Annotated in this window: 23 protein-coding genes; 21 read left to right on the top strand and 2 right to left on the bottom strand. The window is 36.3% G+C overall.

All coding sequences use genetic code 11. The features are described from left to right. Positions 1-999 precede the first annotated feature (999 nt). Positions 1000-1629, top strand: coding sequence for a uracil phosphoribosyltransferase (gene upp, locus GW534_RS00725; protein ID WP_161919138.1), 630 nt, complete (start codon positions 1000-1002; stop codon positions 1627-1629). 62 nt (positions 1630-1691) lie between these two features. Here upp and GW534_RS16625 read toward each other — a convergent pair whose 3' ends face one another. Then, positions 1692-1823 (bottom strand): hypothetical protein, encoded by a 132-nt coding sequence (locus GW534_RS16625; protein WP_281351933.1) that lies wholly within the window; start codon positions 1821-1823, stop codon positions 1692-1694. A 163-nt stretch (positions 1824-1986) separates the two neighbouring features. On the opposite strand from GW534_RS16625, the gene GW534_RS00720 reads away from it, so the two are divergent. The 19 genes from GW534_RS00720 to spoIID all read left to right on the top strand — a co-directional run bounded on the left by GW534_RS00720 (position 1987) and on the right by spoIID (position 21365). Further along, positions 1987-3153, top strand: a complete 1167-nt coding sequence (locus GW534_RS00720) for a DUF6612 family protein (RefSeq protein ID WP_161919137.1) — start codon at positions 1987-1989, stop codon at positions 3151-3153. 326 nt (positions 3154-3479) lie between these two features. Then, on the top strand, positions 3480-4787 hold the full coding sequence (locus tag GW534_RS00715; protein WP_312854610.1) for a uracil/xanthine transporter: 1308 nt from the start codon (positions 3480-3482) through the stop codon (positions 4785-4787). Between the two features lie 98 nt (positions 4788-4885). After that, a complete protein-coding gene (locus tag GW534_RS00710) occupies positions 4886-5458 on the top strand; it encodes a chromate transporter (RefSeq protein ID WP_161919135.1) in 573 nt (190 codons plus the stop codon). Next, positions 5455-5985 (top strand): chromate transporter, encoded by a 531-nt coding sequence (locus GW534_RS00705; protein WP_161919134.1) that lies wholly within the window; start codon positions 5455-5457, stop codon positions 5983-5985. The genes GW534_RS00710 and GW534_RS00705 overlap by 4 nt, the downstream gene beginning before the upstream one ends. A 237-nt stretch (positions 5986-6222) precedes the next feature. Continuing rightward, positions 6223-8982: a S8 family serine peptidase gene (locus GW534_RS00700; protein WP_161919133.1), complete on the top strand. Its 2760-nt coding sequence runs from the start codon at positions 6223-6225 to the stop codon at positions 8980-8982. A 537-nt stretch (positions 8983-9519) separates the two neighbouring features. Further along, complete coding sequence (locus GW534_RS00695) at positions 9520-9906, top strand: ATP synthase subunit I (RefSeq protein ID WP_161919132.1); 387 nt, start codon at positions 9520-9522, stop codon at positions 9904-9906. Positions 9907-9911: 5 nt separating this feature from the next. After that, on the top strand, positions 9912-10622 hold the full coding sequence (gene atpB / locus GW534_RS00690) for a F0F1 ATP synthase subunit A (RefSeq protein WP_161919131.1): 711 nt from the start codon (positions 9912-9914) through the stop codon (positions 10620-10622). Between the two features lie 72 nt (positions 10623-10694). Beyond that, on the top strand, positions 10695-10907 hold the full coding sequence (gene atpE / locus GW534_RS00685) for a F0F1 ATP synthase subunit C (protein ID WP_161919130.1): 213 nt from the start codon (positions 10695-10697) through the stop codon (positions 10905-10907). A 26-nt stretch (positions 10908-10933) separates the two neighbouring features. Next, on the top strand, positions 10934-11068 hold the full coding sequence (locus GW534_RS16620) for a hypothetical protein (RefSeq protein WP_281351932.1): 135 nt from the start codon (positions 10934-10936) through the stop codon (positions 11066-11068). Continuing rightward, positions 11058-11573, top strand: coding sequence for a F0F1 ATP synthase subunit B (gene atpF / locus GW534_RS00680; protein ID WP_161919129.1), 516 nt, complete (start codon positions 11058-11060; stop codon positions 11571-11573). Before GW534_RS16620 ends, atpF begins: the two co-directional genes overlap by 11 nt. Further along, a complete protein-coding gene (locus GW534_RS00675; protein ID WP_161919128.1) occupies positions 11573-12109 on the top strand; it encodes a F0F1 ATP synthase subunit delta in 537 nt (178 codons plus the stop codon). Before atpF ends, GW534_RS00675 begins: the two co-directional genes overlap by 1 nt. Before the next feature lie 25 nt (positions 12110-12134). Further along, positions 12135-13649 (top strand): F0F1 ATP synthase subunit alpha, encoded by a 1515-nt coding sequence (gene atpA / locus GW534_RS00670; RefSeq protein WP_161919127.1) that lies wholly within the window; start codon positions 12135-12137, stop codon positions 13647-13649. Positions 13650-13699: 50 nt separating this feature from the next. Beyond that, positions 13700-14557 (top strand): ATP synthase F1 subunit gamma, encoded by an 858-nt coding sequence (gene atpG / locus GW534_RS00665; protein ID WP_161919126.1) that lies wholly within the window; start codon positions 13700-13702, stop codon positions 14555-14557. 64 nt (positions 14558-14621) lie between these two features. Further along, a complete protein-coding gene (atpD, locus tag GW534_RS00660; RefSeq protein ID WP_161919125.1) occupies positions 14622-16043 on the top strand; it encodes a F0F1 ATP synthase subunit beta in 1422 nt (473 codons plus the stop codon). A 23-nt stretch (positions 16044-16066) separates the two neighbouring features. After that, the gene (locus GW534_RS00655) at positions 16067-16477 is read left to right on the top strand and encodes a F0F1 ATP synthase subunit epsilon (RefSeq protein WP_161919124.1); all 411 of its coding nucleotides are present in this window, start codon (positions 16067-16069) and stop codon (positions 16475-16477) included. A 585-nt stretch (positions 16478-17062) separates the two neighbouring features. Further along, a complete protein-coding gene (locus GW534_RS00650) occupies positions 17063-17299 on the top strand; it encodes a DUF1146 family protein (protein ID WP_161919123.1) in 237 nt (78 codons plus the stop codon). Positions 17300-17398: 99 nt separating this feature from the next. Further along, the gene (locus GW534_RS00645) at positions 17399-18151 is read left to right on the top strand and encodes a YwmB family TATA-box binding protein (protein WP_161919122.1); all 753 of its coding nucleotides are present in this window, start codon (positions 17399-17401) and stop codon (positions 18149-18151) included. Positions 18152-18185: 34 nt separating this feature from the next. After that, positions 18186-19490 (top strand): UDP-N-acetylglucosamine 1-carboxyvinyltransferase, encoded by a 1305-nt coding sequence (murA, locus tag GW534_RS00640; RefSeq protein WP_161919121.1) that lies wholly within the window; start codon positions 18186-18188, stop codon positions 19488-19490. Positions 19491-20336: 846 nt separating this feature from the next. Further along, positions 20337-21365, top strand: a complete 1029-nt coding sequence (gene spoIID, locus GW534_RS00635; RefSeq protein ID WP_161919120.1) for a stage II sporulation protein D — start codon at positions 20337-20339, stop codon at positions 21363-21365. A 219-nt stretch (positions 21366-21584) separates the two neighbouring features. Here the strand turns inward: spoIID and GW534_RS00630 are convergent, their stop codons facing one another. Next, positions 21585-22016 (bottom strand): VanZ family protein, encoded by a 432-nt coding sequence (locus GW534_RS00630; RefSeq protein WP_161919119.1) that lies wholly within the window; start codon positions 22014-22016, stop codon positions 21585-21587. A gap of 221 nt (positions 22017-22237) precedes the next feature. Here GW534_RS00630 and GW534_RS00625 point away from each other — a divergent pair, with 221 nt between their 5' ends. Next, a complete protein-coding gene (locus GW534_RS00625; protein ID WP_246203808.1) occupies positions 22238-23089 on the top strand; it encodes a M23 family metallopeptidase in 852 nt (283 codons plus the stop codon). The last annotated feature ends 163 nt before the right edge of the window (positions 23090-23252 follow it).

Genomic DNA, 23252 nt, shown 5'->3' with positions numbered 1-23252 from the left:
TTTAGTGAGCTTTTTTTTGTTTGCATGGTGGTACACGGGTGGTGGTACACGGGGACGGGTTCCTTGTTTCATTTGATATTTGAGATTTCGTATCCATATTTTACGTGACAATTGGAAAAGATAAGGTGGAAGTGTTCTATGGGACAAAATATAGAGGATAGTATAATGAAATGTCCAATAGAGTGTTTCTCGTGGACATTTTGGTGCGGGAATTCGTATGGAATGTCCAATAGAAGCGTTCTCGTGGACATTTTGGTGAGAAAAGTAGTGTGAAATGTCCAATAGAGGCGTTCTCGTGGACATTTTAGTGAAAATAGTAGTGTGAAATGTCCAATAGAGGCGTTCTCGTGGACATTTTAGTGAAAATAGTAGTGTGAAATGTCCAATAGAGGCGTTCTCGCGGACATTTTGGTGAAAGAAGTAGTGTGAAATGTCTAATAGAGTGTTTCTCGTGGACATTTTGGTGCGGGAATTCGTATGGAATGTCCAATAGAAGCGTTCTCGTGGACATTTTAGTGAAAATAGTAGTGTGAAATGTCCAATAGAGTGTTTCTCGTGGACATTTTGGTGCGGGAATTCGTATGGAATGTCCAATAGAAGCGTTCTTGTGGACATTTAGTAGAGAAAACTCTTTTGAAATGTCCAATAGACCTTATCTCACAGATATTTTTGAAATTATAAAGATCAAGCAACATATATAACACTAGCCCGAACCCAAAGACATTAAATTACCTACTGCATATTTGAAAGTTTTGTTATAATACGTGTAGACTATTGCCGAAATATATGATTTTTTGTAAAATAAATCGAAGTGAAATTTTTTTATCATTATCGGGTTGGTTAAAAAATCCTACAGTTTCCATTTGAATGGACAAATATCACATCAGTACAATATTTTTTTGTCCAAAAGTACATATATTAATTGACCATACTCAAAATATAAAAGTTGAACTACGTTTGTTCCTAGTAACCGACTAAAAAATGAAAGAGGCGATAACCATGGGAAAAGTATACGTATTTGATCATCCATTAATTCAACACAAATTAACACATATTCGTAAAAAAGAAACCGGTACAAAAGAATTCCGTGAATTAGTAGACGAAATTGCTACATTAATGGCATTTGAAGCAACAAGAGACTTACCATTAGACGAAATTGAAATTGAAACTCCAGTATCAAAAACAAAATCAAAAGTTTTATCCGGTAAAAAATTAGGTATCGTACCAATTCTTCGTGCAGGTATTGGAATGGTTGACGGAATTGTGAAATTAATTCCAGCAGCCAAAGTTGGCCATATAGGATTATACCGTGATCCAGAAACATTAAAACCAGTTGAATATTACGTTAAACTTCCATCTGATATTACAGAACGTGATATTTTTGTTGTTGACCCAATGCTTGCAACTGGTGGTTCAGCTATTGAGGCAATTAATAGTTTGAAAAAACGTGGTGCAAAGCGTATTAAATTCCTATGTTTAATTGCTGCGCCAGAGGGATTAAAAGCTTTAGAAGAAGCACATCCAGATGTTGATATTTACATTGCAGCTTTAGATGATAAATTAGATGAAAATGGCTATATTGTACCAGGTCTTGGTGACGCTGGTGACCGGTTATTTGGTACTAAGTAATTTCTCTATCGAAGGCTGGAAATGATTTTCCAGTCTTTTGTTTTGTGTTGGGAATTTCATATTTAAACAAACAAACGTTTGATCAGTAAATCTTGAAAAGCATTGTTCTCATTGCTTTCGCCAATATAGTCAATCAAACGCTCGATTAACATTTTAAAAAAAGTTCTTTCAACAATTGTTCTAAGCTTTGCCATAAAAGTTCTTGCTTACACAATCAAAATACTTCAACTCACTCACTTTCCATTCAAACTAACAATCTAAAAAGTTCAAAAATATGACAAAAGTTTTATAGACCATACTAAATGTAAATGCTAACATAGAAATAATAGTTTTTATTTTTTTAGGGGGAGAGCACTAGTGAAAAAGTTCAGTCTATTTTTTATTGGGATATTTGCAATCATCGCTCTAGCTGCTTGTGGCAAATCGCTAGATAAATCTGAAGTCCTTTCGAAATCGATTGAGGAAAGTAAAAAAATCGAAAGTTACTCAATGGATATGACAATGGGTATGGAAATTATGGGAATGAAACAATCAATCGAAATAACGGGAGATATAACTAACAATCCTAATACGATGTATGTAAAAACGGATATGGGTATGTTAGGTATGGATTTTGAAGTTTATGCAAATGAAGACGAAGCATATATGAGTATGGATGGTCAGTGGGTTAAACAAAATCTAGAAGATCTAGGCATGACTGGATTTGAACAAATTAATGAAGAAGAACTTGAGAAACTAAAGAAATTCGAAGAACATTTTGAAATGGAAGAAGAAAAGGATCAATATATTTTAACCTTATCTGGAGATAACGAAGAGTATATTGAATTAGTTGAAGACTATATGTTTTCTTCAATGGGTGATGACTTAGCCGGAGATGATGAAATTCTAGCTACATTGATGGAATCATTAAAAATTAATAAATTTGAATTAGTCATATACGTTGATAAAGAAACATTCCATCAAACAAAAGAAACTTTTAATATCGAGTTAGAAATAGAAGAAAGCGGCATGACCATGGCGATGAAAATGGATGGGGAAGTCACCCTTTCAAATATCAACAAAGTAGATCCGATTGAAATCCCAGCAGAGGTCATCGAAAATGCCGTATCAGAAGATGAAATCTCAAGTCTATTTGAAGATGAGTTCGATTCATTTGTTGAAGAAACTTATACACTTGATGAGCTAAAAGATTTAGCATCATATGAAATTCCTGAACCTGCCCAATTACCAGACGGTTATGTGTTTACAGAAGGGTATTATGAAGAGGAACTAGAGCTTGTTTCATTAAGCTATGAAAAAGATTTAGAGAACTGGATTTATGTAGAAATCAATCCCGTTGATGTTTACAGTTTAAGTGACATGGAAGGCGATCCTATAACTGTAAATGGAAGTGAAGGCCTTCTTTATGAAGAAGAGGACTTTCATTCTGTAATGTGGGAACAAGACGGTTTATTAGTTGATTTATCAGTATCAAGTACAGAACTAACAACAGAACAAGTACAAGAAATAGCAGAAAGCTTTTAATAAAAACTAATAAATGTGCTGTCATGGTGGGAAACACTAATCCTAACCAAGACAGCACTTTTTTGGTACAGGGGTGGTACAGGGGGACGGGTTCACTGTTTCAATTTTGAAAGTGGAACACTGGACCCGTCCCTGTGTTTCACCCCTGTGTTTCACCTACATAAAAATTAACACCAAAACATTGACAAAATTAAATATAATCTGTACTATTCCTATAATTCCACACATAAAAAATCCAACTTTAAACGATTTGAATTTTAATACATATAAAATTACTCAACCATCTTATGAAAAAATTTTCCATACAGCAAAGGCGGGGAAATTACGTGAAGGAGTTATTAAAATCAAGTAACTGGCTTTTAGGGCTTCAATGGCTCTTTTTTATTTTTACTAATATTGTAGTAATCCCAGTAACGGTCGGGGCTGCTTTCGGACTTTCACAAGGGACAATTGTCGTTTTACTTCAGTTATCCTTCATAGTCACTGGAATAGCCTGTATCGTACAAGCTTTGCTTGGTCATAAACGAGCAATTATGGAAGGTCAATCAGGTCTATGGTGGGGTGTCATACTGTCTTTAGCTTCAACAGCAACTGCACAAGGGTTACAATTAAGCGAAGTTGGCGGTAGTTTTTCAGTAGGAATTATTATTTCAGGTATCATAACAGTAATTATCGGCTTAAGTGGAGTAGGTCCTCGAATTGCGAAATTGTTTAATCCTGGAGTAATGGGTGTATTTATGTTTTTATTAGGTTGCCAATTAATTAGCATATTTTTAAATGGTATGCTCGGCATTCCTTTTGGCAACGAAGCACAACATGCGACTATTAATCTATCTATTTCTCTACTATCTATTATTATTGCAATACTAGTTGCCGTTATAAATATTAAAGGACCTTCAAGTATAAGGCGCTACGGTTTATTGATTGGAATCGTAGTCGGATGGATCGCATTCTATCTAATTTTTGGACAACAAAAACTAGTTGATCAATCAAATTCAGCGAGCATTGAAATATTTCCACTTGGCGAACCATCGTGGCATATCGGCATTATTATGACTGCGGTTCTTACTGGGTTACTCAATACGGCAAACACGTTTGGAGCTTTAAAAGGAACAGATGAAATGTATAAAAATGAGACAACGAGTTCTCAATATCGCTCATCTTTTACAATTACGGGCATTTTCACAAGTACAGCAGGATTATTCGGCCTTGTACCTTATGCACCATACGTCTCTTCCATTGGTTTTCTTAAACAAACGGGAATTATTAAACGACTACCGTTCATACTTGGTGGATTTATGTTCTTTGTAATGGGAGTAATTCCTCCACTGGGCTACTTTTTTTCCATGTTACCTTTAAGTATTGGTAGTGCTGTGTTATTTGTTGCTTATTTACAACTCTTTAATTCATCGTTAAATTTCTTTAGTCAAATTAAGTTTACAACAAACAATATATATCGAGCAGCCGTTCCAATCTTTGTTGGAGTGATAATTATGACATTCCCTCCTTCTTATTTTGAAACATTACCTGTTGTACTACGTCCGTTGTTAAGTAATGGCTTGTTAGTAGGAATTACGTTAGCACTTCTACTTGAAAATTTATTTAATTGGGATCGTGAAAAACAACGAAATTAACCGAGGAGTAAATAATTACATATACGGTTGACGAATGAAAAAAATTACTTTTGAATAGAGATAAGAAACGAAAACCTTTTTAAAAAGGATGTTAAAACATGAAATTACAATGGGATTTATTTGTCGCTTTTTTACGTGTAGGATTATTAGGATACGGTGGTGGACCAGCTTCCATCCCGCTTGTCTATAAAGAGGCAGTTGATCGATATAAATGGATGGAAGCTGAAGAATTTGGAGATATTATTGCGCTAGGAAATGCACTCCCAGGACCAATTATTACGAAGCTTGCTGGATATGTCGGGTATCGCGTCGGCGGCATTCTTGGTATGATTAATTCTCTTATCGCAAGTGTCTTACCTACAGTCATTTTAATGATTGTTTTATTAAAATCTTTATCAAGTATTAAACAATTTGACTGGGTCGGGGGAATGGTCGCTGCAGTTATTCCTGTTGTTGGTGTCATGCTAGCACAAATGACATGGACCTTTTTAAGTAATGCTAGTAAGGGGTTAGGTTGGTTAGTAACGATCTTTATGCTTGGCATTATTTTCTTTATACTACATATATTTTCCGTTCATCCTGCCATCGTTATTGTGACATTACTAATAATGGCCTTAGTTCAAAAAGATAAACAATCAGTACAGAAAAAGAATGAAGGTAAAGTATCATGATATATTGGCAAATCTTTTTAGCATTTTTCATCCCTGGAATTTTAGGATACGGCGGTGGTCCAGCATCCATTCCGTTAGTTGAACATGAAGTTGTTGACCGTTATAAATGGCTTACCGTAGAAGAATTTAGTGAAGTGTTGGCCATTGGTAACTCACTCCCAGGACCAATCGCAACAAAACTAGCCGGATTTATCGGGTATGAGGTAGGTGGAGTAGTAGGTTCGATTGTTGCGATTTTTGCCAATGTTGCTCCATCTCTCATTTTAATGATTGTTTTGTTAGGCATTTTATTAAAATATAAAAACTCACCAAAGGTAAAACGCTTGACTCTTTATGTACGCCCGGTTATTGCAGTGCTTCTAGGTGTAATGGCGTTTGAATTTTTTTCCAGCTCTTATTCAGGAATTGGTCTTTGGCAAACGATTATTATAGCGGTCGTCAGTTGGCTATTAATGGAAAAGTTCAAGGTACATCCAGCTTTTGTTATTCTCGCAGCCTTTGTGTACGGCGGTTTCTTTTTAGCTTAAAGTGGTGTATGTAGATGCAAATTGGGCTTGTAGCCTCCAGTTGCATCTTTTTTTATGAGCTAGGGAGTGGAATAAATGCCGAAAATTGGCGGGCACTTTGTAAAAAAAGTGACATCACAATGTTTTTGGAGCAGATAAAAAATCTTTCACTCCATTTATTCCATCCAATATTTAACTTAATAAAACAAACCTTCCTCTCTAATAATAAATTTACAACTAATAAAAGGAGAGGTTACGATGAAGGGAAAATTTCAGATAAATATAAACTTAAAAACCCATAAATCAGTTAAATACTTCTACTTCTTCGTAATCGGGATCCTTTTTATGTTTTCTAATATTAGTCAATCAAACGCTCGATTGAATGGATTTGGACAACTTACCAGTGGTGCCACAGGGGTTACTGCAAATACTGTTGACCTAACACAAATATCCAATGATGAAGTAAAAACTATATCAATTGAAATTCCACCAATATCCAAAAATAACAGTAGTACAGAAACAAAACCATACGATTTTCCACCCTTACCAAAGGAAACAGAACAAGAAGTTGCTATTTTAATTAGTCAGGAACCAATCACAAAAGAATTAATTCAAAAATTAAAAGCAAGTTTTCCTGAAATTCAGTTGCGTCATAAATTTGAACATGTTTTTCATGGAATCTCAATTAAAGGGCCTGTAGAAAAATTAGAAGAAGTTGAAAAATATGTAACTGGTCTATCAAACGAACGATTGATTGAAAACAACGAAAGTCTTGATGACTTAAATCGAACAACTCAACTTGATTTGTCAATCAAACGATTGATTGAATCCGAAAACCAGCATAACATCAAAGAAAATCAGCAAATTAACCCACCAATCAAACGATTGATTGAAACGGAAAATGACCGTGACTCCAAACAAGAAAACCGAAAAGGTGCTCAAGCTTCCCTATCAATCAAACGCTCGATTGAACAGAAAAGCCAACACGAAGCCGATCAATCCAATCAATCAGCACAAAATAACTTAACCGAAGGAACCGCTCAAAACAATACATTCCAACTTTTCCCTTCCTATACTTATGAACTAAAAACGAATCCATCAGTACAAAAACAATTAATCAGCAAAAATAGTATCAATTACATTGGAACGGATGCAGTTCGACATATTAAAGATAAAAACGGAAACCGTCTAACGGGAAAAGGGATTAAAGTTGGCATCATTGACACAGGAATTGACTATACCCATATTGATTTAAGAAAGTCGTACGTAAAGGGCTTTGATTTTATCGATAATGATCTCGACCCAATGGAAACAGAAAACTTAGGACCATTAAGTACTTTCCATGGAACCCATGTTGCGGGTGTCATCGCAGCAAATGGAAAAATGACCGGTATTGCACCGGATGCAGAAATCTATGCATATCGAGCCCTCGGGCCTGGTGGCTTTGGTACAACAGAAATGATCATTGCAGCAATTGAACAAGCGATTAAAGATCAAGTCGATATTCTCAATCTATCCCTCGGTGTTAGCATAAACGGTCCCGATTTACCAACGAGTATAGCCCTTGATAAAGCAGTTGAAAAAGGAATTATAGCTGTTACTTCGAATGGTAATTCTGGTCCTGAAATATGGACAGTTGGCTCTCCGGGTACATCAGAGCGTGCAATCTCTGTGGGCGCAAGTACACCAGAAATTGAAATTCCCTACCTTGAATATGCCGGACAACAATTCCGCTTAACTCCGATGATTGGCTCCGCACCTTGGAACTTAAACCGTTCATACAAAATTGTTGACGGTAGTCTCGGCAAACGAGAGGATTTAGCGAACATCCCACTTGATGGAAAAATTGTGCTTATTAAAAGAGGAGAAATTACCTTTACTGAAAAGGTCCTCAATGCAAAAGAACAAGGTGCAAAAGCAGTACTCATCTATAACAATGAAGAAGGAGAGTTTTTTGCCCAACTAGAAACTGAAGTTGATATCCCAGCAGCACTATTAACTAAAGAAGAAGGTGAAAAACTTTTACAACTCAGTCAACAAAACCAAACCTTTGCCAAAATCATTCGCAAAACAGAAGAAGATTTACTAGCTGATTTCAGTTCCCGAGGACCAGTCACATACACTTGGGATATTAAACCTGATTTAGTCGCACCAGGGGTTGAAATTGAAAGTACGGTACCAGGTGGCTACCTCACTTTACAAGGGACAAGTATGTCTGCTCCCCATGTTGCCGGGGCTGCTGCTTTATTAAAACAGGTCTATCCTGATTTTACTCCTGCACAAATTAAAGCGTTACTTATGAACACAAGTAAATTACTACAAAATGAACAAGCACAAACATATCAACCGTATGAACAGGGAGCGGGTCGGATTGATCTCGTAAAAGCTCTACAATCCAATTCAATTGTTCATCCGGCTTCTTTAAGACTAGGTAAAATTACTGGTACAAAACTGGTAGAAAAAACAAAATACGTTACCGTTGAAAATATTAGTGATGAACCCGTCCATTACACATTTTCAACACCACCCCGTTCTGATGAAATTAACTGGGATTTACCGTTACCCTTTACGTTAGAGCCAAAACAAAAAATGAAAGTTAAAATCGGTATGGAAGTAAAGGACCAACATAAACAAAACGATATTTACAATGGATATCTAACAATGCATGCTAATACACAAATGATTCATATCCCATACTTATATGTTGTCAATGAACCAGACTATCCAAGAATCATGGCTTTTTCTATGGAAACAACGAATCAAAAAGACGAGTACGAATATGAAGTTTATTTACCAGGTGGTGCGGATGAATTTGGTATTGCCTTATTTGATCCGGACACCTTCCAATTTGTTGAATATTTAGATTGGGGGAGGAAAATAAAACGAGGTACAGTTACAAAAAAAGGAAAAATAAAGGAAAATATTAAACCAGGTATTTATATCGCTGTTGCCTTTGCTAAAAAAGAAGGTAGAGAGGACTATTTAGATCAGCTAGTTGAAATAGGTTCGTTATTTTAAAATAACAAAATCAAACAAAAGTTTACGAAATGTCCCTCTACTAATTTTATTAGAAATCCAGTAAAAACTTGGCAAAAGGTTGGTCATAAAATGTTCACAATTTGTAAGTTTTCCTACTTAAAAGATTTGTTAAAATAAAAACGCATTAGGAAATTTTAAAAAACTTATTAATTTCCTTCGCACAGTAAAGAGATTTGTGACAAAACTGTGAAAACGAAAAAAACTGTTTTAAGTTAACTTTCACTTTTTTATGACTTATAAATTGACAGAAAATGTTTACTGTTGTACCCTTAAGTAGGATAAATGATAGGGTTTCCAACTTCACAATAAATGCGAAAATATTAGTTTCCTACAGCAATTTTTTGTCCTTTTTTATGCCTAAAAATGTAAAAAATCAAGTGTGAAATTGTGAAATTATGACCAAATTATGAACGGTTCGAATTTATTTTGGACACGAATCATTAATAATCTTTTCACAAATCTAACAAAATTCCTATTGTATAATTGAAATATGACTTTTTTTAGGGGAACTAACTTATGCCAGACATCGGATATTTATTTAAAAAGTACAGACAATATTTGTTTTACTTCCTCGCTCTTTTAGTTTTAGGCTGGGGATTTACTCCATATAAAACGATCTTCCTAGGATTAATTCTAGGTACCACAGTTAGTTTCATTAATTTATGGTTACTTTACAAAAAAACCATTAAATTTAGTGAGGCAATTTTAAATGGTAAAAAGGCGTATTCCCTCGGGATGCTGAGCCGGTTTGCTTACGCAGGTCTAGCTATACTTATCGCGATTAAATTTCCAAATTATTTTAATATAATTGCTACTGTAATTGGTTTATTGGCATCTACTGGTGTCATCTTTGGAGAATATTTTCTTATGTTCATTACTAAACGCAATCAGGAAGAGAGGTGAGAAAGGTGAACCATGAAAATCCATATACAGAAATATTAGGGATTCCTTTTAACTTATCCAATGTTCTTATGATTACTGTTGCATGTGTTATTGTGTTTTTGATTGCAGTTTTATGTTCTCGAAGACTACAAATGAAACCTACTGGAGCCCAAAACTTTATGGAATGGGTTTTAGACTTTGTAAGAGGTATTATTGATAGCAATATGGATTGGAAAACAGGGGCAAGATTCCATCTGTTAGCCTTAACATTAATAATGTACATATTTGTATCGAACATGTTAGGTCTACCATTTGCTATTGTAATTGATGGGGAACTTTGGTGGAAATCGCCTACAGCTGATCCATTGCTTACATTAACCCTTGCAAGTTTAGTAATTGGTTTAACCCATTATTACGGTGTCAAACTGAAAGGAACAAAAGAATATATTACAGGTTATAGTAAACCTCTAGCTTTCTTGACACCAATTAATATTATTGAAGAGTTTGCCAACACCTTAACGCTTGGTCTCCGTCTATTCGGAAACATTTATGCGGGTGAGGTCCTTCTTGCTTTAATCGCAAGTTTAGGAATTAGTGGTATTGTAGGTGGAGTGTTAGCATTCCCACTAATGATGGCATGGCAAGGTTACAGTATCTTTGTTGGATCTATCCAAGCCTTTATCTTTACTATGTTAACAATGGTTTATATGTCACACAAAGTGAACAAAAGCCATTAATATAATACGTTCATTTATTGAACAGAAAAAACTATTTTTATATATTCTTATAATTTAAAGGAGGAAATTTTAATGGGAGCTTTAGCAGCAGCATTAGCAATTGGTCTAGCGGCACTAGGTGCTGGTATTGGTAACGGTTTAATCGTTTCTAAAACTGTAGAAGGTATGGCACGTCAACCTGAACAAGCAGGTATGATGCGTGTTACAATGTTTATCGGTGTAGGTCTAGTTGAGGCTATTCCTATCATGGCCGTGGTTATTGCATTTATCGCACTATTCTCTTAATAGTAGAAGAAGTGTATTCATTTCTAATGGCGGAGTTATCTGTAAAAGAACCTTCGCCATTCCTTTATGACAATAATCTAGAATTTTCCAAATATATGATGTTAAACTATGAAAATGTAAACCCAGCCTTTGAAGGGAGTGAAGCTAAGCGTGTTATCTGAAGGTTTAGTAATTGCAGCAGCTCAAGGCATTGCATGGGGAGATGCTCTTTACCAATTACTTGCATTTCTAGTCCTCATGTGGTTACTAAAGAAATTTGCCTGGGGCCCATTAGTAAATGTAATGAAAAAACGCGAAGAGCATGTCGCGAATGAGATAGATCAAGCAGAAAAAGCTAGAAAAGAAGCTGAAAAGTTATTAGCTCAGCATCAACAAATGGTTAAAGAAGCACGCCAACAATCGCAAGAGTTTATCGAACAAGCGAAACTTCAAGGGGAAACCCAAAAAGAAGAGATTATTACGGCTGCAAGACAAGAAGCAGAGCGCTTGAAAGAATCTGCTCGCTTAGAGATTCAACAAGAAAGAGAAAATGCAGTTAAAGCATTGCGTGAACAAGTGGCGAGCCTTTCTGTATTAATTGCTTCAAAAGTTATTGAGAAAGAATTAAACGAAAAAGATCAAGAAGCACTAATTCAAGAGTACATTAAGAAGGCAGGAGAAGAGTAATGAGGGATACAGTAGTAGCTAATAAGTATGCGCTTGCTCTTTTCCAATTAGCCGAAGAAAACAATCTCGTTGATCAAATTGAAGAACAATTAAAAGTTGTAAAAGAAGTTTTCAATCAAGAAAAAGATTTTGAGTCCTTTCTAACATCTCCAAAGATTGGAAAAGACACAAAACGAGAACTGATTAAGAATGCTTTTGGAGATTTAAATCCATTTATTCTTAATACATTACTACTTTTATTGGATCGTCAACGTGTTTCATACATAATGGCGGTTATTGATGAATTTATCAACATTTCATATGAATCGAAAGGGATTACAAAAGCTCGTGTTGAGTCTGTGCGCCCATTGAAAGACGAAGAAAAAGACGCGTTAGCGACTGTCTTTGCTAAAAAATTGGACAAAAACACGTTAGAAATAGAAAATACCGTTAACGAAGATTTACTTGGCGGAATAAAAATTCAAATTGGTAATCGCATCTATGATGGTAGTCTGCGTGGAAAACTGGACGGCCTCAAACGCGAACTAATCGGATAAATCGTATTTAAGAGGGGTGAAAGCATTGAGCATTAAGGCTGAAGAAATCAGCGCGCTGATAAAAAAGCAGATTGAAAATTATCAGGCTGATATGACCGTAACCGATGTCGGTACCGTTATTGAAGTTGGTGACGGAATCGCTCGTGTACATGGTTTAGATAATGCTATGGCTGGTGAGCTATTGGAATTTGAAAACGGGGTAATGGGTATGGCCCAAAACCTTGAACAAAACAACGTCGGTGTTATTATCATGGGACCTTACACTGATATTCGTGAAGGTGCTCAAGTTCGTCGTACCGGCCGTATTATGGAAGTACCTGTTGGTGAAGAGTTAATTGGACGTGTTGTTAACCCGTTAGGACAACCACTAGATGGTTTAGGTCCAATCAACACAACAAAAACTCGCCCAATTGAAAGTCCAGCACCAGGGGTTATGGATCGTAAATCCGTTCATGAGCCTCTACAAACTGGTATTAAAGCGATTGACGCACTTGTTCCAATTGGCCGTGGACAACGTGAATTAATTATCGGTGACCGTCAAACAGGTAAAACAAGTGTTGCAATTGACACAATTATTAACCAAAAAGAAGAAAACATGATTTGTATCTATGTTGCCATCGGACAAAAAGAATCTACTGTTCGTGGTACAGTTGAAACATTAAGAAGATACGGTGCAATGGATTACACGATTGTTGTATCAGCATCTGCTTCTGAACCAGCTCCATTATTATACCTAGCTCCATATGCAGGTGTATCTATGGGAGAAGAGTTTATGTACAACGGACAGCACGTTCTTGTTGTATACGATGACCTATCTAAACAAGCAGCGGCTTATCGTGAGCTTTCCTTGCTACTACGTCGTCCTCCAGGCCGTGAAGCATATCCAGGGGATGTTTTCTACTTACACTCACGTCTACTAGAACGTGCAGCGAAATTAAGTGATGCAAAAGGTGGCGGTTCATTAACTGCTCTACCATTCGTTGAAACACAAGCAGGAGACATTTCTGCATATATCCCAACAAACGTGATTTCAATTACAGATGGACAAATCTTCTTACAATCTGATTTATTCCACTCTGGTGTTAGACCTGCGATTAACCCAGGTTTATCTGTATCACGTGTTGGTGGTGACGCGCAAATTAAAGCGATGAAAAAAGTTGCGGGTACACTACGTCTAGACTTGGCATCTTATCGTGAACTAGAATCCTTTGCGCAATTCGGTTCAGATTTAGATAAAGCAACTCAAGCAAAACTTGCTCGTGGTGCACGTACAGTTGAAATCTTAAAACAGGACTTAAACAAACCAATTCCTGTTGAAAAACAAGTTATGATTCTTTACGCTTTAACTCGTGGTTTCTTAGACGATATTCCTGTACAAGATATCCGTCGCTTTGAAAATGAATTCTACAGCTGGATTGATCAAAACAAACCTGCTGTTGTCAACGAAATTAAACAAACTCAACAACTACCTGCAGATGATGATTTAGCTGAAACAATTAATAGTTTCAAGAAAACATTTATCACATCTGAATCCAAATAGGCATCCTGAAACTCAGGATGTCCCAACTTTAAAAAAAGGTGGTGAATTGAGTGGCATCATTAAGAGAAATAAAATCTAGAATTACGTCTACGCAAAAGACAAGTCAAATAACAAAAGCGATGGAAATGGTATCAACAGCTAAATTAAGTAAAGCTGAACAAAGTGCAAAATCCTTTGTACCATATATGGAAAAAATCCAGGATGTTGTCTCCAGTGTTGCATCAGGCACAACTGAAGCAACCCATCCAATGTTAGAACAACGTCCAGTTAAGAAAACCGGCTATATTATAATAACAGCTGACCGTGGATTAGTTGGTGCGTATAATAGTAACGTCATTCGTAAATTGAACCAAATGATACAAGAACGTCATAAATCACCGGACGAATACGGAATCATTGCGATTGGTCGAGTAGGACGTGATCACTTTAAAAAGCTAGGTCACAATATTTTATTAGATATTATCGGACTACATGACCATCCAACCTATGAAGAAATTAACACAATTTCTCGTCAAGCTGTTGGGATGTATTCAGATGGTACATATGATGAGTTGTATCTAATATATACAAATTATAAAACTATAATTTCTCACGAAGTTGTTGCGAAAAAAATCTTGCCGCTTACGGATTTTGAATCGACAGGTAGCAACTTGTCCTATGAATTCGAACCAAATATTGAAGAAATCTTGAACGTCTTACTACCGCAATACGCGGAAAGCTTAATATTTGGTGCAATTTTATCTAGTAAGGCAAGTGAATATGCTTCAGGTATGACTGCCATGAAAAATGCTACAGATAATGCGATGGAACTTATTGATGAGCTTACTTTACGTTACAACCGTGCTCGTCAAGATAAGATTACGCAAGAAATCACCGAAATTGTGAGCGGTGCAGCAGCCTTAGAATAGAATACTCAAGTCAATTTAACATTATTGCTTGAGTACCGAGTATTTTTAGTCAGGAGGGAAAAACATGAATAAAGGGACCATCCTTCAAGTAATGGGTCCGGTTGTTGACGTAAAATTTGAAAACGGACAACTACCAAAAATCTACAACGCTTTGCGTGTAGAGTATAAAGCCCAATCTGCATCAGAAGTAGATATTAACTTAACTTTAGAAGTTGCTACACACTTAGGTGATGATGCAGTTCGTACAATTGCGATGGCTTCAACTGATGGTCTGGTTCGTGGAATGGAAGTTATTGATACAGGTGCTCCAATTTCCGTACCAGTTGGTGAAGCAACTTTAGGTCGTGTATTTAACGTTTTAGGTGATCCAATCGATTTAGATGGAGAAATAGATAAAGATGTAAGAAGAGCACCAATTCACCGTGAAGCTCCAAAATTCGAAGAGCTATCAACGGAAGTTGAAATTTTAGAAACAGGAATTAAAGTTGTTGACTTACTAGCGCCCTATATTAAAGGTGGTAAAATCGGTCTGTTCGGTGGTGCAGGTGTAGGTAAAACAGTTTTAATTCAGGAGTTAATCCATAACGTTGCGCAACAACACGGTGGTATTTCCGTATTCGCTGGTGTTGGTGAGCGTACACGTGAAGGAAATGACTTATACTTTGAAATGAAAGACTCTGGCGTTTTATCCAAAACAGCGATGGTATTCGGTCAGATGAACGAACCACCAGGTGCACGTATGCGTGTTGCTTTAACTGGTCTAACAATGGCTGAATACTTCCGTGATAAAGAAGGACAAGACGTTCTATTATTTATCGATAATATTTTCCGTTTTACTCAAGCAGGTTCTGAAGTTTCAGCGCTACTTGGTCGTATGCCTTCTGCCGTTGGTTACCAACCAACACTTGCTACAGAAATGGGACAACTACAAGAGCGTATTACATCTACAAATAAAGGTTCTGTAACATCTATCCAAGCGATCTACGTACCAGCCGACGACTATACAGATCCGGCTCCAGCAACAACATTTGCTCACTTAGATGCGACAACGAACCTAGAGCGTAAACTATCTGAGATGGGTATTTACCCTGCGGTTGACCCATTAGCATCCACATCTCGTGCTTTAGCGCCAGAAATCGTTGGAGAAGAACATTATGAAGTTGCCCGTAAAGTTCAAGAAACTTTACAACGTTACCGTGAATTACAAGATATCATTGCAATCTTAGGTATGGAAGAATTAGGCGACGAAGACAAACTAGTTGTTCACCGTGCACGTCGTATCCAATTCTTCTTATCACAAAACTTCCACGTGGCTGAACAATTTACTGGTCAACCAGGATCCTTCGTACCAGTAAAAGAAACAATCCGCGGATTTAAAGAAATCTTAGAAGGTAAATGGGACCATCTTCCAGAAGAAGCATTCCGTCTAGTTGGAACTATTGAAGATGCTGTTGAAAAGGCAAAACAAATGGGCGCTGAAGTTTAATTGGGAACCGAGGGGGATTATAAATGAAAACAATCGCAGTAAGTATTGTAACTCCTGATGGCCCAGTTTATGAATCGGAAGCGGAATTAGTTGTAGCAAAAGCAACGAGTGGAGAGCTAGGTGTCATGGCGGGACACGTTCCACTTGTTGCCCCACTTGCAATCGGATCTGTACGAATGAAAACAGGGAACGATCAAGATGTAGTAGCTGTTACCGGTGGATTTCTTGAAGTACGTCCAGACAAAGTAACGGTTCTTGCACAAGCTGCTGAAAGAGCTGAAGAAATCGATGTTGACCGTGCTTTAAGAGCAAAACAACGGGCTGAAGAACGTTTAAACCAAAAAAGAGAAGCAAATATTGATCAGAAACGTGCTGAGTTGGCACTAAGACGTGCGATTAACCGTATTCAAGTTGCACAACTTGGCAAAAAATAAATTTTACCCACATAATTTTGTGTCAAATCGTTTAACGCAAAAAACTATGTCCTCTTAGTATATTAAACGGCTAAGGGGACTTTTTGCGTGAACATCTCGCTTGTCAAGTGATAAAAGTCACAAAGATATTACAAAGTGAAGATCCAGCTCCAAGAAAAAATAGACTAGCCATATAAAATTCACTTCAACTTATTAAATCCCAACAATCATTTTATTAATAAAATCAACAAAATGTGGATAAATCCGTTAACAATGTGGATAATCTACTTAATACTGTGGACAACGTAAAAAGTTTTGTTAGTAAAAAAGAACCTATTTGAGGGTAGAATATTGTCGAAATTACACACAATATGTTATAAAATGTATTGTGGGGCTTCAAAACGTAAAATGTGAAAAATGTGGATAAAATTTATTCACACAATGTGGATAATATGTGAATTACTTTTTAGAAAAGTCTTTACATTTAGACTTATGTAATCTATGTATTATCGTTTTAATGTGAATGCAAACAAACAGTAAAAAATCTAACTTAAAGGTATGCTAAAATGATAAAAGATGTCTTTAAGTATACAAGGGAGTGGAACCATGCTTTTTAATTACAGCCTATTTAGTGTATTTGGTATTGTAACAAATTTAATTTTTATTGGACTAGCATGGTGGGCCCTACAATCACTCAACTTTGAAAAGTTTTTACGAAAAAATCGCGTTGGCCAAGCACGTATGTTATATATTTTATTGGCAATTGCGATCGGGACAACGGTTAGCGATTTCTTTTTGAAATATTTCGACTGGTCTCAACAAATTCCATTTTTGTTCGAGTAAAAACCATTGGAAGTTTAGACTTGTCAAAACTTGACGACATTTACCATGTATGACAATCCCCTTTTTAAGCAACAATTGTAATAAAGGGGAGAGGAATAGATGGTAAATAAATTATTAGTACAAGTGACAGTATGTACGCTATTATTCGTTTTTATTCTCAATACTTTTGAGAAAGAGGCAAAAGTAACAAACGAATTTGATTTGAATAAAATGAATGAAGTTGTAATAAAACATAATGGAAAGATAACGGAATGGTCCATTTTTGCCCGAGAAGAATTGTCTAATATAGACACACAACAATTGGAAGAAATATATTCACACTTAAAGTCACAATTTCCTCAATTTTTGTGGACAAAAGATATCAATTCCGATCGTATAAATATAACTGGGACCGTTTCTGATCAATCCCTTCATTATGTTGAAAATCTTCAAATTGTCGCTAACCTCAATGAAAAAAACATAATCCATGGCTTTATTTTATACGAAATAAAAGGATCAAAATGGAATAAAAATGTACAACATGTAATAAAAGTGAAATTAGACGACATTTCATCAAACATATTCCATAAAACAACAGTTTTTTTCTCTTGTCTAAAGGGAGAGTTCGGTGATAAGATTGATGGTGTCATTGCGAAAAAATCGAAAGAAATGGTAAATGATTTTAAAGGAAAAATTATCGAAAAATTAGAAGAAAAAGACTTTACTTCGTTAACCGTTCAAAGTCCGTATTTTTCCTATGAGATGCAAACGGAAAATGGTAGTTTTAATGTGCAAATTGCTCTTAGGGAAAACGGCATCGATGAGAAAACAACCTTTGTAATTGGAACACCTATAATAACGATTGAATATTAATATAATTAGATACTGGACGCGGAGGGGAATACATTTGGAAAAAATCATCGTCCGCGGCGGAAAGAAATTGAACGGCACTGTCAAAGTAGAGGGAGCAAAGAATGCCGTTTTACCTGTAATCGCCGCATCGCTTTTAGCTAGTAATGGAAAAAGTATCATTCATGATGTACCGGCTCTCTCAGATGTGTACACAATTAATGAAGTGTTACGTTACTTAAATGCTGAAGTTAAATTTGAAAATAATACAGTTTATATAGACGCATCAAGAGAGTTAACCTCGGAAGCTCCATTTGAATACGTTCGTAAAATGAGAGCATCTGTACTTGTGATGGGTTCATTACTTGCTCGTTTAGGTCATGCTCGTGTTGCCTTACCTGGTGGATGTGCCATTGGAACAAGACCGATTGATCAACATTTAAAAGGTTTTGAAGCGATGGGAGCTATAGTTCAAGTTGGTAATGGCTTTATTGATGCAAAAGTTGAAGGAAGACTAAAGGGTGCTAAAATTTATTTAGACATTCCTAGTGTTGGCGCAACTGAAAATATTATGATGGCGGCAACATTAGCTGAAGGAACAACAATATTAGAAAACTGTGCGAAAGAACCTGAAATTGTCGATTTAGCGAATTATTTAAATAGCATGGGTGCAAATGTAGTCGGTGCCGGTACAGAAACGATTCGTATTGAAGGTGTAGATGAGCTACACGGTGCAGAACATACAATAATTCCTGATCGTATTGAAGCAGGTACATTTATTACAGCAGCTGCTATTACTGGTGGCAATGTTTTAGTTCAAGGTGCTGTTCCTGAACATATATCTGCCCTTATCGCTAAATTAAAAGAAATGGGCGTTGAGTTTGTTGAGGAAAAGGATGGCTTACGTGTTATCGCACCTGAAAAATTAAAAGCTGTCGATATTAAAACGATGCCGTATCCTGGTTTCCCTACAGATATGCAAGCACAAATGATGGCATTGCTACTCACAGCTGAAGGAACTAGTATGATTACGGAAACTGTTTTCGAAAACCGTTTTATGCACGTCGAAGAATTTCGTCGTATGAATGCTAACTTGAAAATTGATGGACGTTCTGTCATTGTGAACGGTCCAGCTGATTTACAAGGTGCTGAAGTAGCAGCTACTGACTTACGTGCAGGTGCTGCATTAGTTATTGCTGGTCTTGCAGCTGATGGTATTACTAGGGTTACTGAACTAAAGCATATTGATCGTGGCTACGTAAACTTCCACGGCAAATTAGCTGCCCTAGGTGCTGACATCGAACGCATTACCGTTGAAGAAACAACTCAAGCACCAAACACAACATCTATCGCGATTAACTAATGGGTCAAGGACATGCTCCTTGTCCCATTTTTTGGTACAGGGGGACGGGTCCCTTGTTTCATTTTTAATGCCATTGTATGCATTTTGGTACGGAGGGACAGGTCCCTTGTTTCAATTTTGACGTGATGAAAGCATCACACTGGTGATTGTACGAGATATTCGCTCCAAAGCCGGTTATATTCGCTCATAGACCACTTAAAAACGCTCATATAACGTTGAAATGAATTTTTTATTAGCAAAATCGCTCAATAGCAAGCTTGAGTCGCTCATTAAAAGGGTAAAATCGCTCATAAAGTTGCGATTCGCTCATAAAAAGTTTAAGTCGCTCATAGAATTGGTCAAGTCGCTCGAAAAACAAAATTAATCGCTCACATATTAGCTCGATTCGCTCATAAATTACAGGAAAAACCATTAAAGCCGTTATTTTACCCATTTATTCAGACAACATAACGCAAGGAATACAATGAATCGAATATCTGACAAATGATATGTTACCCAATTCCAACAAAATCATTCCAATTAATCCTTTTATTTTTAAAAAATATGCGTCCAATTTACTTAATATTCTGATGTTAAGTAACAAAATCATTAAATTTTTCCTACGAATATTACAAATGTAAAAATAATACTTCGCCAACTCTGTAATGACTTCCACGTAACGCGGTCATAATTAAATATATCTCAACTTTTCCCATCATCTTCATACATAATAAAACATCACCCGTCAGACCTAGCTTTTTGCTATACTCGTCCAAAAAATAATAGAAACGATTAATAGATTGGTATAAAAGTTCGTCCAACCCCATATAAATAGAATGTAGTATTATTTTTGGGGAGGCGAAACGGTTGAAAAAATTAAATCCAATAGTGATTGTCGGTGGTATTTTACTAGTAGCTATAATACTTATTCCAAGTATTCTTGTTCTCCCTTTTGCATCAGGTAAAACAGGTACAACATCGGTAGAAATCCCTACGAAAGAAACAACGAAAGATTGGGATGAGGTTTTAAAAGAAGCCTCCATGATTGATGTGTCCGTTTACCGAACAGCAAAAGATGAAATTGAAACTGTACCACTCGAACAATATATTGTCGGCGTAGTTGCTTCAGAAATGCCAGCAGAATTTGAAGAAGAAGCGTTGAAAGCTCAAGCACTTGCTGCAAGAACGTACGTCATTAAACAAATGATGTCAGACGTACAAAGGGGAATTGTAAAAGGTGCCGATATTAACGATACAGTTGAACATCAAGTATATAAAGACGAGGAACAATTACAAGAACAATGGAAAGGAAATTATGAAAAAAATATAGAAAAAATTAGAAGAGCGGTATATGAAACACGAGGACAAATTCTTGTATATGAAGATGAACCGATAACAGCGTCGTATTTTTCAATGAGTAATGGCTATACAGAAAATAGTGATGATTATTATTCCAGTGCTTTTCCATATTTAACGAGTGTAGAAAGCCCATGGGACACAGAAGCACCTAAATTCACGGTAGAAACAACGATTCCGGTTAATGAATTTGAATCCGCATTAGGAGTAAAAATTGAGGGGTCCCATGTTGGTAAAATAGTCTCCCGTACAAATAGTAATCGCGTAGAGAAGGTTAGAATTGGCAATAAAGAATTTACCGGTCGAGAAATTCGCAACAAACTCGGATTACGATCTACTGATTTTACTTGGGAATTATCAGGACAAAATGTAGTCATTATAACAAAGGGTTATGGTCACGGTGTCGGGATGAGTCAATACGGTGCGAACGGAATGGCCAAATCTGGAAAAACCTTTGAAGAAATTGTTAAACATTATTATCAAGGCGTAGAAATTACCGATGCTACTAAATATATTGAACAACACGTCGTAAAAAAATAGTGAAACAGGGGTAGTGAAACAGGGGGACGGGTCCGTCGTACCATTTGAAACAGGGGGACGGGTCCATCGTATCATTAAGCGGCGATGTCTCGTCAAAACGTTTAGAAAATGCAACAAGGGACCTGTCCCTCCGTACCAAATAAAATGAAACACCGGACCTGTCCCTCCGTACCAAATCCCTCCGTACCAAATCCAGGTTTTTATTTTTTACGTAAAAAACTACCCGCGCCCACGATTTACGACTTTCGCGAACTGATCCATCCATATCCCCAATTTATTTTTCTTTTTAATATAAGAAAAATGAACAATCAAGTAACAGGCAACAACCCCAATAATATCCTTCATCACATCAATAACCGTTGCTGAACGATACGGTACAAAGTATTGATGAATTTCATCGGTCACACCCCAAAGGCCAGCCACAATAGCTGAAAACACACTCGTTCTCATCGTTAATTTTCCATCTACTAAAAAGAATAAAACAAATAGTCCATATAAAATTCCGAACTCTACTAAATGAAGGGACTCTTTAATCAATCCGTCATAAACTTTAAATGTTACATAGGCATCAGCAGGTTTACTAGATAGCAACCATATTAAACCCATATATATAAAGGGTAAAACTTTAATAATCAGTCGCATTATTTTCATATATACCACCTTTTGCAATCACCTTTACTAGTTTTAATAAATATTTTACAAGAAAAACACACTTATCTTAACTATAATTGCGTAAAAAATCCATATAAACCACCTTAGCCATCTAATAAACAAAAATTCAACGCAATTTTGCATAAAAAAGCTACAATTGCGCAAAATAATCAAAAAAAATTAATTTTATGAGTATATAATTCTCTTTTTCTGTTCAAACTATGGCTGAGGTGATGAAAATGAGAGAGGAAGAAAAGAAAAGATCTTCTCGCAAAATTGGCATGAAAAACTTCTTCAAAAAGAAAAGGGTATTTCCTGCAATTTACATTGGGGCTGCTGCTATTTTACTAACAACTTTTTTAGTATGGCAAGCAAGAACGCCAGATAATGTAGAACAACCAGACTTTAGTTATGAAGAAAATGCAGAAAGACAAATTGCTGATGAAGATGCACTAGAAGTCGGAAAACCAGTAGAAGACTTCTCATGGCCAGTAGCCAATGAGGACGACATCGAAGTTGTCACATACTTCTACGATACAACGGCATCAGATGAAGAGCAAGAAGCAGCAATCATTTATGACGGAAACAATTTTTACCCAAGTACAGGAATTGCAATTGCAGCTAAAGATGGGGAAACCTTTGATGTACAAGCAGCAATGAGCGGTAAAGTAAAAGCTGTAAAAGAAGATACTGTATTAGGAAATGTAGTCGTCATTGAACATGCAGAAGGTATTGAAACTGTTTACCAGTCCCTTCAAAATGTAAATGTAACAGAAGGTGATGAAGTAAAACAAGGTGAAGTTGTAGGTAAAGCAGGGCGCAGCCTACTTAATGAAGAAGCAGGTATCCATGCTCATTTTGAAATCCGTAAAGACGGAGTTCCTGTGAATCCGCTAAATTACTTCAAAAAATCCTTAACAACCCTTCAAAATCAAGAAGTAACTGAAGGTGAAGAAGCGGATGAAGATGCATCTGAAGAAACAGAAGAACAAGATGAAACAGGAACTAGTGAAGAAGATTCTTCAAATGAAGATGAAGAAAATCGCGATGCCAATGAAAATGATCAAGAATAATTTTCTAGTTGTATAGTAGTTATCCCCCTTTGTGAAATATATGTACCTGCTAGTTTATGCTAGCAGGTTTTCCTTTTTTATAAAAAGTATATCAAAACTAATTGAGCGCATGCCAAACTGTAACAATCCCCCTTAAATTTTTACAAAGCCTTCCCTATATCCA

The organism is Pallidibacillus pasinlerensis, assembly GCF_009996845.1.
GTDB lineage: Bacteria > Bacillota > Bacilli > Bacillales > Caldibacillaceae > Pallidibacillus > Pallidibacillus pasinlerensis.
The sequence above is the reverse complement of the archived record's forward strand: the minus strand, read 5'-3'. Positions and strand labels throughout refer to the sequence as shown.

Coding starts and splice junctions, on each gene's coding strand:
- GW534_RS00700 (WP_161919133.1), top strand. CDS start 6,223: ATGAAGGGAAAATTTCAGATAAATATAAACTTAAAAACCCATAAATCA.
- GW534_RS16625 (WP_281351933.1), bottom strand. CDS start 1,823: ATGGCAAAGCTTAGAACAATTGTTGAAAGAACTTTTTTTAAAATGTTA.
- GW534_RS00630 (WP_161919119.1), bottom strand. CDS start 22,016: ATGAAAATAATGCGACTGATTATTAAAGTTTTACCCTTTATATATATG.
- GW534_RS00625 (WP_246203808.1), top strand. CDS start 22,238: ATGGCTGAGGTGATGAAAATGAGAGAGGAAGAAAAGAAAAGATCTTCT.
- atpD (WP_161919125.1), top strand. CDS start 14,622: ATGAATAAAGGGACCATCCTTCAAGTAATGGGTCCGGTTGTTGACGTA.
- GW534_RS00650 (WP_161919123.1), top strand. CDS start 17,063: ATGCTTTTTAATTACAGCCTATTTAGTGTATTTGGTATTGTAACAAAT.
- GW534_RS00645 (WP_161919122.1), top strand. CDS start 17,399: ATGGTAAATAAATTATTAGTACAAGTGACAGTATGTACGCTATTATTC.
- GW534_RS00705 (WP_161919134.1), top strand. CDS start 5,455: ATGATATATTGGCAAATCTTTTTAGCATTTTTCATCCCTGGAATTTTA.
- GW534_RS00695 (WP_161919132.1), top strand. CDS start 9,520: ATGCCAGACATCGGATATTTATTTAAAAAGTACAGACAATATTTGTTT.
- atpE (WP_161919130.1), top strand. CDS start 10,695: ATGGGAGCTTTAGCAGCAGCATTAGCAATTGGTCTAGCGGCACTAGGT.
- GW534_RS00710 (WP_161919135.1), top strand. CDS start 4,886: ATGAAATTACAATGGGATTTATTTGTCGCTTTTTTACGTGTAGGATTA.
- upp (WP_161919138.1), top strand. CDS start 1,000: ATGGGAAAAGTATACGTATTTGATCATCCATTAATTCAACACAAATTA.
- GW534_RS00675 (WP_161919128.1), top strand. CDS start 11,573: ATGAGGGATACAGTAGTAGCTAATAAGTATGCGCTTGCTCTTTTCCAA.
- GW534_RS16620 (WP_281351932.1), top strand. CDS start 10,934: ATGGCGGAGTTATCTGTAAAAGAACCTTCGCCATTCCTTTATGACAAT.
- GW534_RS00655 (WP_161919124.1), top strand. CDS start 16,067: ATGAAAACAATCGCAGTAAGTATTGTAACTCCTGATGGCCCAGTTTAT.